At 58.3% G+C, this 11,845-nt stretch carries 10 protein-coding genes and 2 tRNA genes; 10 read left to right on the top strand and 2 right to left on the bottom strand.

Annotated elements, in window-relative coordinates; translation table 11 throughout:
* Positions 1 to 13: 13 nt before the first annotated feature.
* Positions 14 to 1,348, bottom strand: a complete 1,335-nt coding sequence (locus PSTU_RS0116000; RefSeq protein ID WP_019342027.1) for an OmpP1/FadL family transporter — start codon at positions 1,346 to 1,348, stop codon at positions 14 to 16.
* 174 nt (positions 1,349 to 1,522) lie between these two features.
* Entirely contained in the window at positions 1,523 to 2,368 is an 846-nt protein-coding gene (locus PSTU_RS0115995; RefSeq protein ID WP_019342026.1) for a sulfurtransferase, read from the bottom strand.
* Between the two features lie 145 nt (positions 2,369 to 2,513).
* On the opposite strand from PSTU_RS0115995, the gene rnd reads away from it, so the two are divergent.
* From rnd to PSTU_RS0115945, 10 genes are all read left to right on the top strand, one after another.
* A complete protein-coding gene (rnd, locus tag PSTU_RS0115990) occupies positions 2,514 to 3,638 on the top strand; it encodes a ribonuclease D (protein WP_019342025.1) in 1,125 nt (374 codons plus the stop codon).
* A complete protein-coding gene (locus PSTU_RS0115985; protein WP_019342024.1) occupies positions 3,635 to 3,928 on the top strand; it encodes a YcgL domain-containing protein in 294 nt (97 codons plus the stop codon). Before rnd ends, PSTU_RS0115985 begins: the two co-directional genes overlap by 4 nt.
* Positions 3,929 to 4,170: 242 nt before the next feature.
* The gene (locus PSTU_RS0115980; RefSeq protein WP_019342023.1) at positions 4,171 to 4,620 is read left to right on the top strand and encodes a YcgN family cysteine cluster protein; all 450 of its coding nucleotides are present in this window, start codon (positions 4,171 to 4,173) and stop codon (positions 4,618 to 4,620) included.
* A gap of 52 nt (positions 4,621 to 4,672) precedes the next feature.
* Positions 4,673 to 5,899, top strand: coding sequence for a hypothetical protein (locus tag PSTU_RS0115975; protein ID WP_019342022.1), 1,227 nt, complete (start codon positions 4,673 to 4,675; stop codon positions 5,897 to 5,899).
* 61 nt (positions 5,900 to 5,960) lie between these two features.
* Positions 5,961 to 6,965, top strand: coding sequence for a low-specificity L-threonine aldolase (gene ltaE / locus PSTU_RS0115970; protein WP_019342021.1), 1,005 nt, complete (start codon positions 5,961 to 5,963; stop codon positions 6,963 to 6,965).
* Positions 6,966 to 7,143: 178 nt separating this feature from the next.
* On the top strand, positions 7,144 to 9,768 hold the full coding sequence (gene alaS, locus PSTU_RS0115965) for an alanine--tRNA ligase (protein ID WP_019342020.1): 2,625 nt from the start codon (positions 7,144 to 7,146) through the stop codon (positions 9,766 to 9,768).
* A 139-nt stretch (positions 9,769 to 9,907) separates the two neighbouring features.
* A complete protein-coding gene (locus PSTU_RS0115960; RefSeq protein ID WP_019342019.1) occupies positions 9,908 to 11,143 on the top strand; it encodes an aspartate kinase in 1,236 nt (411 codons plus the stop codon).
* 179 nt (positions 11,144 to 11,322) lie between these two features.
* Positions 11,323 to 11,508 (top strand): carbon storage regulator CsrA, encoded by a 186-nt coding sequence (csrA, locus tag PSTU_RS0115955; protein ID WP_003283978.1) that lies wholly within the window; start codon positions 11,323 to 11,325, stop codon positions 11,506 to 11,508.
* Positions 11,509 to 11,570: 62 nt separating this feature from the next.
* Positions 11,571 to 11,661 (top strand) — tRNA-Ser (locus PSTU_RS0115950).
* Positions 11,662 to 11,770: 109 nt separating this feature from the next.
* Positions 11,771 to 11,844: transfer RNA gene (locus PSTU_RS0115945), tRNA-Arg, on the top strand.
* Position 11,845: the final 1 nt, after the last annotated feature.

Below are 11,845 nucleotides of genomic sequence, written 5' to 3'. Positions count from 1 at the left end.
GGGGCGGGGTGTATCAGAAGCGGTAGGTCATAGCAGCGCCGAAACCGTGAGCGCTGTTTTCGTAGGTGGCGTTGTAGCTTTGTTGCACCGCGCCGCCGGCGTATGACTTGTCCTGGTTGATGGTCGTATCCTCTTCCCAGAGATAGGAGTAGGCGAGATCAACCGTTACGTCATCGTTCGGGTTCCAGGCCAGACCGAAGCTCACAGCGGTACGGTCCCCGGTTGGAATGCGCGGCGAACGGTGGGTGTTATTAGTCGGGCTCTGGTCGAAGGCTAGACCGGTGCGCAGGGTCCATTGCTTGTTCAGCTTGTAGGCTGCACCAAGCGCGTAGGACCAGGTGTCATGCCAATCCTGGGGCTCCGTTATCGTACCGAACTGCGCCGCTGCGGCAGGGTTCAATCCTTGGTTCTTCACCGATATCTGTTCCAGGCGGCTCCAGCGGGTCCACATCGCGCCGGCATAGAGCGTCCAGTCAGTGTTCAGCTCGTGGGTGACCGAAACGTCCACCGACTCGGGTGTTTCAAGGTCGAGCGAGGCGTCGTATTTGCCATAGGCATTGACACTTAGCCCGGGTATTGCGCTACCAAGTACCGGATCATTACCTGAAATTTGAGTATCGCCTTCCAGCTTGTAGTCGACGCTCGAATGGTAAGTGATGCCGGCACGGGTGTTCGGAGAGAACTCATAGAGCGCGCCGACGTTGAAGCCTAGAGCGGTATCATCCCCCTTGATCTTGACGCGGCTGTCAGTTGCGCCAGCAATGCCCGGAACCGCGCTTTCCAGCTGTCCATCGATCCGGTTGATCGTCGGGCCAAAACCAACTGACAATTTTTCGTTGAAGCGATAGCTCACAGTTGGCTGTACCGTGATGACCCGCACTTCGCTGTAGTCACCGAAATAACGGCCCTGGAAACCGCTTTCGTAATCGGTGACCAGACCGAAGGGGACATAGACGCCCACGCCCAAAGCCCATTTATCATCGATTGGTTTGACGTAATAACCCATCGGGACCGCCGTTACCGGGACCATGTCGCCTTCGTTGGTGCCTGACGTCTGGCCGGCGCGTCCGGCTAACCCGTTGGCGAACGACCCCGAAGCGTCATTGATATCTGTCTTGGCATTGATCGCCGCCATTCCGAAGCTGACTTGCTCGCGCTTTAGGCGTGACATCCCGGCAGGGTTGCCGAACAGAGTAGTGGCGTCATCGGCAGAAGAAGAGCGACCAGCGAACGAGGTGCCCATGCCGCTGATGCTTTGTTCGTTAAGGGCGAAGCCGGCAGCCATGGCCTGAGTGGAAAGGGCACCTACGGCTACTGCGATCGCAGTCTTCAACCATGTTTTTTTCATTGTTGTACTCCAGAGGAAAAAGCGGCTCGGACCCTATCAAGCTTCTCTGACGCGTCGCAAACGAAAGAGTGCAATTTTTCGTAAAGCGCGACGATCGGCGCCGATAAAAGTCCGAACTGTAGATAAAACCCGCTGGGCTTAAATTGACCATTCGGTCATTTTTAACTGTTTCGATCACGCCATAGGTCGTGCGGGATCAGTAATCCACTCGCTCCATGACCCTGCGTACAGTTTGGCCAGTGGATAGCCGGCCAAGCAGAGAGAAAACAGGTTATGGCAGGCCGTTACGCCAGATCCACAGTACGCCACAAGGGTATCTGTTGGCTGATCGGACAATAATTGGTCGAATCGTGAGCGGAGCTGATCGGCGGAGAGAAAGTGCCCGGTGGCGTCAAGGTTCTCGGAGAACGGTACACAGCGAGCTCCGGGAATATGACCGGCTACGGGATCGATGGGTTCTTGTTCGCCGAGAAAACGGGGCAGGGCACGAGCGTCGATTAGTATAAGGCCTGGTTGCCCAAGGCGTTCCGTCAGTTGTTGTGCAGAGATCAGCAGGTCGTCGTCGGGTGTGCCGTCGAAGTGACCGGGCGGAACGTCTGCCGATTCGTCGGTTACCAGCCCGCCGGTTTCACGCCAGGCTTTGAACCCACCATCCAGCATATAGACACCGCTGCGTTTGCCCAGCCATGCCAACAGCCACCATGCCCGCGCGGCGAAGGCGCCGGGGCCGTCGTCGTAGAGTACGACTTCGCTGTCATTGTTAAGGCCTGCAGCTCGAAGGCGTGCGATCAATTGCTCCGGCTGTGGCAACGGATGTCGACCGGTCTGGCCGCGAATAACCGAGCCTGACAGGTCCTTTTCCAGATCGAGAAAGCGCGCCCCGGGGATATGCGCCTGCTCATAGCTACGTCTGCCGTGATCAGGATCATCAAGGGCGAACCGGCAATCGAAAATGCACAGGTTCGGCTTTGAAAGTCGTGCAGTCAGTTCAGCGTTGTCGATCAGTTGAGCAAGCGGCATGGCAGGTCTCCGTGCGGGTTTTGCGAGAACGTTATCACGCAGGTCGGCATGGCCGATCAAAGCGCTGCGAATACGGGGCGCGATATATACTGCGTGCCTTTTCGCCCGCTCGTCGGTCGTAACACCGAACAACAAGGAGGGCCTAGTGGCCATCGAAACTCAATGGGTGCTGGATGATGCGCAACTGACCCGCCTTTGTGCCGAGTGGCGCCAGCTGCCTTATGTAGCGGTGGACACGGAGTTCATGCGGGTCGATACGTTTTACCCGATCGCCGCGCTGCTGCAGGTGGGCGATGGACGTTGCGCCTACCTGATCGACCCATTGCTGATTACCGATTGGACTGCTTTTGCGGGTCTGCTGACGGACCAGTCGGTCGTGAAAGTTCTGCATGCATGCAGCGAGGATCTGGAGGTCCTCTGGCGACTTACCGGTAGTCTGCCGATGCCGTTGTTCGACACGCAACTTGCCGCAGGTTATCTGAACATCGGATTCTCAATGGGCTATTCGCGGTTGGTGCAGAGCGTGCTGAACATCGAGCTTCCCAAAGGCGAGACCCGTTCCGATTGGCTCCAGCGACCCTTGAGCGAGATGCAGGTGCGCTATGCCGCCGAGGATGCACAGCATCTTGCCGAGCTGTACGAGGCGCTGCTGCCGAAGCTATCCGGCGAGAAACGTGCCTGGGTGATGGAGGACGGCGCCGAGTTGGTCGCTAATCTTCAGCGTGAAACCGATCCTGATGAAGCCTACCGTGAGATCAAGCAGGCCTGGCGCCTCAAACCACGTCAGCTTGCGGTGTTGCGCGTCCTGACGGCCTGGCGTGAGCGGCAGGCGCGAGCACGTAACCAGCCCCGTAATCGCGTATTGCGTGAGCACAGCCTGTGGCCGCTGGCGCGCACTCAGCCGACCGATCTGGTAGGTCTGGCGCGTATCGACGATATGCATCCGCGCACGGTGCGCCAGGACGGCGAGACGTTGCTCGAACTGATCCGTACTGCCGCTGCCGCCCCCGAGCAGGACTGGCCGGAATCTTTACCGGAGCCATTGCCACTCGACGCGTCGGCGCTGCTGAAGAAGTTGCGTGCCGTTGGACAGCGAGAAGCCGAGGCGCTGGATATCGCGCCCGAACTGATGCTACGCAAGAAGGTGCTGGAAGCCTTGTTGAAATCCGGATACCCCGACGGTCCTTATGAACTGCCTGAGTCGCTGCGCGGTTGGCGCCGCGAACAGATGGGGCAAGCCCTTCTCGACGTGCTGGAAGATAAATCATGAAACGCATCTGCTCTATTTATAGAAGCCCGCGCAAGAGCGGAATGTACCTGTACGTCGAGCGCAGCGAAGCGCTCGCCCGGGTACCGGAAGCCTTGCTCGCTGCCTTCGGCCCGCCGCAGCTTGCCTTCGATATTGTCCTTACGCCTGAGCGTACGTTGGCGCAGGAGGACATCGCGACGGTGCTCGAGAATCTGGAAAAGCAGGGCTACCACCTGCAGATGCCGCCGCCGGAGGAAGACTATATCGAGCACCTGCCCGAAGAGCTTTTGCGCAGAAACGACCCGGTATAAACCTTAAGTATCGCGGCGAGCGACAAGGAGTACGACCAGGGACGGGCTTATTCTCAGGCGGCATTAACCAAGTGGGAGATGCCTCATGAGCATTCGCCCGTGGATTTTTGATCCGTCCTGGCCGGACTGGACGCAACGGCCAAAGCTCAGCCCCGCATATCGTTGGTCCCCTGGAGGGTCATCCGCTATTGGCCGGTCGCCTGCCGACGGCTAGACTCGCACGTTTCCCGAGATGGCTCTCCATGGCAGCAAAAGTCGAACCCTTCTGGATACGCAAGTCCCTTGCTGAGCTTGACTCGGCCGAGTGGGAGTCGCTATGCGACGGCTGTGGCTTGTGCTGCCTGCAAAAGCTCGAGGATGAAGAGGATGGCAGCGTTTACTACACCCGTATCGCCTGCAAGTTGCTTGATCTGAAAAGCTGTCGGTGCACCGACTATCCCAATCGCCGCGCCAGTGTTCCTGACTGTGTCCAGCTGACAGCCAAAGACGCGGCGCAATTCAAATGGTTGCCGCCAACCTGTGGTTATCGCCTCGTAGCTGAAGGCAAGGATCTTCCGCTTTGGCATCATCTGGTGTGTGGCGATCCGGATGCCGTACATGCCGAGCGAATTTCCCAGTCGGGCCGTATGATCGCCGAGGGTTCCGTGGCTGACGAAGACTGGGAAGATCATCTGATATTCCGGGCGGGTTGAATCTACTTCAACCCGCGTCGTCATAGCACTGAACCCAATCTGGAGCCGCTCGATGTCCCGCCGTCAGTTACCGCTGCTTGCCGTTCTGTTGCTCTCATTCGTTATGCCACTTCAAGCGGCCAAACGGGTCGATCTGGACTTCACCGTCAAGTTTGTTCCCGAACAGGATGCGGCAGAAGTGGAGCTCCTCCTTGAGGATGGCAGCGCCGTTAGGTCCCTCGATCTGAATCTCGGCAGTGACGAGGCCTACGGCAATTTCCAGACCGATGGCGAGAGCAGCTGGGAGGAAGCAGGTGGGCGCGGTGTCTGGCGGCCTGGCCCTGGCAAAGCACGGTTGCGTTATCAGGTTAAGGTCAGCCATCAGCGAAAGAATGGCCGCTTCGATGCGCGGATGACAGATGAGTGGACATTGCTGCGCGGAGACGATCTGGTACCTGCCGGACGCTTGGACCAGCAAGATGGCGTCAGACTGGTTTCTCGCTTGCAGTTCGAGCTGCCTGGTGATTGGAAGAGCGTCGAAACTGGCTGGCCGCGTATCGGCAAGAATCGCTTTCGCATCGACAATCCCGAGCGACTATTCGATCGCCCGACCGGTTGGATTCTCGCCGGTAAGTTAGGTAGCCGCCGGGCTCGGCTCGGTGAGACCGACGTCTCGGTGTCAGGTCCGGTGGGCGAGGGGCTGCGCAGGATGGATATCCTCACCCTGCTGACCTTCGTCTGGCCTGAAATGCAGAATGTCTTCCCGCGGGACCCAGAAAAACTCCTGGTCGTCGGGGCTGGCGATCCGATGTGGCGGGGCGGTTTGTCTGGCCCTAACTCACTGTTCATGCATGCCGACCGGCCGTTGGTCAGTGAGAATGGCACCAGTTCGCTCGTGCATGAGCTGGTTCATGTATTCAGCCGAATCTCCGACGCTGATCGCAGTGACTGGATCAGCGAGGGCCTTGCGGAGTACTACGCGATCGAGCTGATGCGCCGAGCCGGTGGGATGAGTGAGGATCGCTACCAGGCAGTTCGAGAGCACCTGACCAAGTGGAGTCGCAAGGTCGACAGCTTGCGAACCGAACGATCCAATGGCCCGATCACCGCCAGGGCTGTGCTGCTATTGCAGGAGCTCGACCGGGAGATTCGTCAGCGCAGCAAGGGGCGCCATTCGCTTGATGATGTTGCGCGCGGTCTTATGCGTCTGGATCGTGTGACCACTGACGATTTCATCAACATCACCGAAACCATGCTGGGTGGCGGCTCGGAAGTTCTGGATACTCGGCTGCTGCGCTAGTCTTTCGCTGCGCAGCGCTATTCGTGCTTCTGGAATGAACTCTATTTGAGCAAGGCGTTTCATGAACCTGATCGATCTTCGCAGTGACACTGTGACCCAGCCGACGCCCGGAATGCGAGAAGCCATGGCGACTGCCGCCACGGGCGATGATGTCTATGGTGAGGACCCGACGGTCCAGCGGCTGGAACAAAGGCTGGCAGCGCTGCTGGGATTAGAGGCTGGATTGTTCGTCCCCAGCGGAACCATGAGCAACCTATTGGCGCTGATGGCGCACTGTGAGCGTGGCGATGAATACATCGCCGGGCAGTTGGCCCACACCTACAAATACGAGGCGGGAGGCGCCGCGGTGCTGGGTTCGATCCAGCCGCAGCCGATCGAGATGGAGCCGGATGGTTCGTTGGACCTGGCACGCGTCGCGTCGGCAATCAAGCCGGATGACTTCCATTTCGCCCGTACACGTTTGCTGGCGCTGGAAAACACCATGCACGGCAAGGTCCTTCCGCTCGCCTATCTGGCCGAGGCCAGAAGGTTCACGCAGGAGCGCGGGCTGGCGCTTCATCTGGACGGTGCTCGCTTGTTCAACGCGGTGGTCAAGCTGGGTTGCGCGGCGGAAGACATCGGCCGCCACTTCGACTCGGTGTCGGTGTGTTTGTCCAAGGGGCTCGGGGCGCCGGTCGGTTCGGTGCTTTGCGGTAGCCAACCCTTAATCGCTAAGGCCAGGCGGCTGCGCAAAATGGTCGGCGGTGGCATGCGCCAGTCGGGCGTGTTGGCAGCGGCGGGCCTCTATGCGCTTGATCACCAGGTGCAGCGCCTTGCTGACGATCACCAGCGGGCGCACGACATCGCCAGGGGCCTGGAGACGCTGGGTTATCGCGTCGAGCCCGTTCAAACCAATATGGTCTACGTTGATATGGGTGATCGTGCAGCGTCGCTCAAAGCGTTCTGCGCCGAGCGTGGAGTCGCCCTCACTGCCGCGCCTCGGTTGCGGTTGGTGACGCATCTGGACGTGTTGCCCGAGCATGTCGAGCCGATTCTGGAAAGCTTCTCCGCTTTCCTCAAGGCATAGGTTCGAATCGCTGTCGAATAGCTTGATTCAATCTTATTTATCCTCTATGCGCGCGGCACAGGGCCGATATAATGCGGCCCTTTGCCGGCTATCTGATTGGTAGCTGTGAACCGGCTCCCGGTGCCGCCTCGCCGTGTCGTTTTGCAGCCGTTCGGCCGCAGTCCTCTGGAAGAGATCTATGAAAAGCGCAGAAATCCGTGAAGCCTTCCTCCGCTTCTTCGAAGAGAAGGGCCACACTCGCGTGGCCTCCAGTTCGCTGATTCCGGCGAACGATCCGACCCTGTTGTTCACCAATGCCGGCATGAATCAGTTCAAGGACTGCTTTCTCGGTCTGGAAAAGCGTGCCTACACGCGCGCCACTACCAGCCAGAAGTGCGTACGTGCCGGCGGTAAACACAACGACCTGGAGAACGTCGGCTACACCGCGCGGCACCATACCTTTTTCGAAATGCTCGGCAACTTCAGTTTTGGCGATTACTTCAAGCGCGATGCGATCACCTACGCCTGGGAATTTCTGACCTCCGATAAGTGGCTGAACCTGCCGAAAGAAAAGCTCTGGGTTACTGTCTACGCCAGCGATGACGAAGCCTATGACATTTGGACGAAGGACGTAGGCGTACCGCCCGAGCGCATGGTTCGGATCGGTGACAACAAGGGTGCGCCGTACGCCTCTGACAACTTCTGGGCAATGGGTGACACCGGCCCCTGTGGGCCCTGTACCGAGATTTTCTTCGACCACGGCGATCACATCTGGGGCGGGCCACCGGGTTCCCCGGAAGAAGATGGCGACCGTTACATCGAGATCTGGAACAACGTGTTCATGCAGTTCAATCGCACCGCCGATGGCGTGATGCACCCGTTGCCGGCTCCGAGTGTCGATACCGGCATGGGGCTGGAGCGTATTAGCGCTGTGCTGCAGCACGTCAACTCGAACTACGAGATCGATCTTTTCCAGAGCCTGCTGAACGCCGCTGCTCAAGCTGTAGGCTGCAACAATGAGGGTCAGGCTTCGCTCAAGGTTGTGGCGGACCACATTCGTTCCTGTGGCTTCCTGATTGCCGATGGCGTGACACCGTCCAATGAAGGTCGCGGCTACGTGCTTCGCCGTATCGTTCGTCGTGCCTGCCGGCATGGCAATAAGCTCGGCGCCAAGGGCAGCTTCTTTCATAAGATTGTCGCCGCGTTGGTGGCCGAGATGGGCGATGCGTTTTCCGAACTGAAAACCCAGCAGGCACATATCGAGCGTGTGCTCAGGACCGAAGAAGAACAGTTCGCCAAGACGCTCGAGCAGGGGCTGAAAATTCTTGAGCAAGATCTGGCTGACCTCCAGGGTTCCGTGATTCCTGGCGAAGTGATCTTCAAGCTGTATGACACTTACGGATTTCCGGTCGACCTGACCGGTGATATCGCGCGTGAGCGTGAGCTGACCCTCGACGAAGAAGGCTTCGAGCGCGAGATGCAGGCGCAGCGTGAGCGGGCGCGCTCGGCCAGTGCGTTTGGCATGGACTACAACAGCCTGGTCAAGGTCGAGGGTGAGACCTGCTTCACTGGCTATCTTGGGACATCTGGCAGTGGCAAGGTGTTGGCGCTGTTCAAGGAAGGCATGGCCGTGCAGAGCCTGTCGGCGGGCGAAGAGGGTGTGGTCGTGCTCGACGAAACGCCGTTTTACGCCGAGTCAGGCGGTCAGATCGGCGATTGCGGATACCTCTCAACGGGTGGCCTGCGCTTCGATGTGCGTGATACCAGCAAAGCCGGTGGTGCGTTCCTGCATCACGGGGTTCTTGACAGTGGCGACCTGCAGGTGGGTGCGACCGTCGAAGCAACGGTGGATGCGTCGGTGCGTCAATCCACTGCGCTGAACCACTCGGCGACTCACCTCCTGCACGCGGCGTTGCGGCAGATTCTCGGTGAACATGTCAGCCAGAAAGGCTCGTTGGTCGACAGTCAACGGTTGCGCTTTGACTTCAGCCATTTCGAGGCGATCAAGCCTGAGCAACTGAAGGCGCTTGAAGACAAGGTCAACGCTGAAATCCGAGGCAACACGGTTGTCGAGATCGAGGAAACCGACATCGAAACTGCCAAGGGCAAAGGCGCCATGGCGCTGTTCGGCGAAAAGTACGGCGATCAGGTGCGCGTCTTGACCATGGGGGGCGGTTTCTCCGTCGAGCTGTGCGGCGGAACTCATGTCAAACGTACCGGAGACATCGGTCTGTTCAAAATCGTCAGTGAAGGCGGTGTAGCGGCAGGCGTTCGTCGCATCGAGGCGGTCACCGGCGAGCAGGCGCTGGCCTATCTGAACAGTGCTGAGGAGCAGTTGAAAGAAGCCGCTTCGCTGGTCAAAGCTAGCCGTGACAACGTGTTGGACAAGCTGGGCGCGATGCTGGAACGCAACCGCCAGCTGGAACGAGAAGTCGAGCAGCTCAAGGCCAAAGCGGCCAGTGCGACCGGCAATGATCTGGCCAGTACCGCCGTCGAAGTGAAAGGTGTGAAAACCTTGGCCGCGCGCGTGGATGGTTTGGATGGCAAGGCGCTGCTGGCTTTGGTGGATCAGTTGAAAAACAAACTCGGCAGTGGCGTCATTCTGCTTGGTGGCGTGCAGGACGAAAAAATCGTGCTGGTTGCGGGTGTTACGCAGGATCTGACCGGTCGTTTGAAGGCCGGCGAATTGATGAAGCAGGCTGCTGCGGTTGTCGGCGGCAAAGGCGGCGGTCGCCCGGATATGGCGCAAGGCGGCGGGAGCGATGTGAGTCGACTGGACGAAGCATTAGCCATCGCCGAGGCGTTCGTCGGGCAGGGCATTTAAGCAGGAGTGCCAGGTTCGCTTGGCCGCAACGGGTTCGGTGCCTATGTCGAATCCGAACACGGTCAGGCCGATGTTCGCGGGCACTTTGTGATGCTGGATTGATTAACAAGCGCCCTTCACGGGCTTAGGCGGCGATGAGATGGCTTTGATCGTACAGAAGTTTGGAGGTACCTCGGTGGGCTCCGTCGAGCGCATCGAGCAGGTAGCAGCGAAGGTCAAGAAGTTCCGCGAAAACGGCGACGATATTGTCGTGGTGGTCTCGGCCATGAGCGGGGAAACCAATCGCCTCATAGATCTGGCCAAGCAGATCAGTGAACAACCCGTAGCCCGCGAGCTGGACGTGATGGTGTCGACGGGCGAGCAAGTGACTATTGCTCTGTTGGCGATGGCGCTGATCAAGATTGGTGTGCCAGCCGTGTCCTATACGGGCGGTCAGGTCCGCATTCTGACCGACAGCGCCCATACCAAGGCGCGCATCCTCCAGATCGACGCGCAGCATATCCAGAAGGAGCTCAAGGCAGGGCGGGTGGTTGTCGTCGCCGGTTTCCAGGGTGTAGACGAAAGCGGCAACATCACCACTCTTGGTCGTGGTGGCTCAGATACCACCGGGGTAGCACTGGCCGCTGCGCTGAAGGCTGACGAGTGTCAGATATACACCGACGTCGATGGGGTTTACACGACTGACCCGCGGGTTGTTGCCAGGGCGCAGCGCCTGGACAAGATCACCTTCGAAGAGATGCTCGAAATGGCGAGTCTCGGCTCCAAGGTGTTGCAGATCCGCGCTGTGGAGTTTGCCGGCAAGTACAGCGTACCGTTGCGTGTACTGCATAGTTTTCAAGAGGGTCCAGGAACCCTCATTACCCTTGATGAAGAGGAATCCATGGAACAGCCCATTATTTCTGGCATCGCCTTCAACCGTGACGAAGCCAAGCTGACTATTCGTGGCGTGCCGGATACCCCCGGGGTGGCGTTCAAGATTCTCGGCCCGATCAGCGCGGCGAATGTCGAGGTAGACATGATCGTGCAGAACGTCGCGCACGATAACACCACGGATTTCACCTTCACCGTTCACCGCAACGACTACCACAATGCATTGCAGGTGCTCGAAGGTATTGCCCGCGACATGGGCGCCCGCGAAGTCATTGGTGATACCGATATCGCCAAAGTATCGATCGTTGGCGTAGGCATGCGTTCACATGCAGGCGTTGCCAGTCGTATGTTCGAAGCGCTGGCGAAGGAGAACATCAACATACAGATGATCTCTACTTCTGAAATCAAGGTCTCGGTCGTGATCGAGGAAAAATACCTCGAGTTGGCGGTGCGGGCATTGCACACTGCTTTCGAACTGGATGCTCCCGCTGGCAAGGGAGAGTGACGCGCTAATTGCGACCGATTCGAGCCTTCCGTCGATTTCGTCGGGGCAAAAGGAACTTTAGAGTCGTTGTTACTGGTCAATAGCTGGTGAAAGGCTCTAGGTCGATGTTTCACGGAACATTATCCGTCTTTATCTTTGCAGACTGTTTACCGAATTGAATCCGTTTTAAGGAGAAAGGAATGCTGATTCTGACTCGCCGGGTCGGAGAGACCCTGATGGTGGGTGACGATGTGACTGTCACTGTGCTGGGTGTCAAAGGAAATCAAGTGCGCATTGGAGTGAATGCACCCAAAGAGGTGGCGGTGCATCGCGAGGAGATTTATCAACGGATCCAGAAAGAAAAAGATCAAGAACCAAGCCATTAATATTTATGTGATTTTTGGCTTTGCAAGCGGGGCGAAGATGGGTATCATGCGCCCCGTGTTGCGGAGAGGTGGCCGAGTGGCCGAAGGCGCTCCCCTGCTAAGGGAGTACATCTCAAAAGGGTGTCGGGGGTTCGAATCCCCCCCTCTCCGCCATTTTGCATAGTTTGGTTGTGAGTTGGTCTGCAGTGCGGTTTGATGGTAAATCATTGAACTAAAAAGACTTGACCAGCGGATTCACAAACTTATAATGCGCACCCTCAGTGCACTCATAGCTCAGCTGGATAGAGTACTCGGCTACGAACCGAGCGGTCGGAGGTTCGAATCCTCCTGAGTGCAC

This window comes from Stutzerimonas stutzeri SDM-LAC (genome assembly GCF_000235745.1).
GTDB lineage: Bacteria > Pseudomonadota > Gammaproteobacteria > Pseudomonadales > Pseudomonadaceae > Stutzerimonas > Stutzerimonas stutzeri_H.
This window is presented reverse-complemented; position numbering and strand designations above follow the sequence as displayed.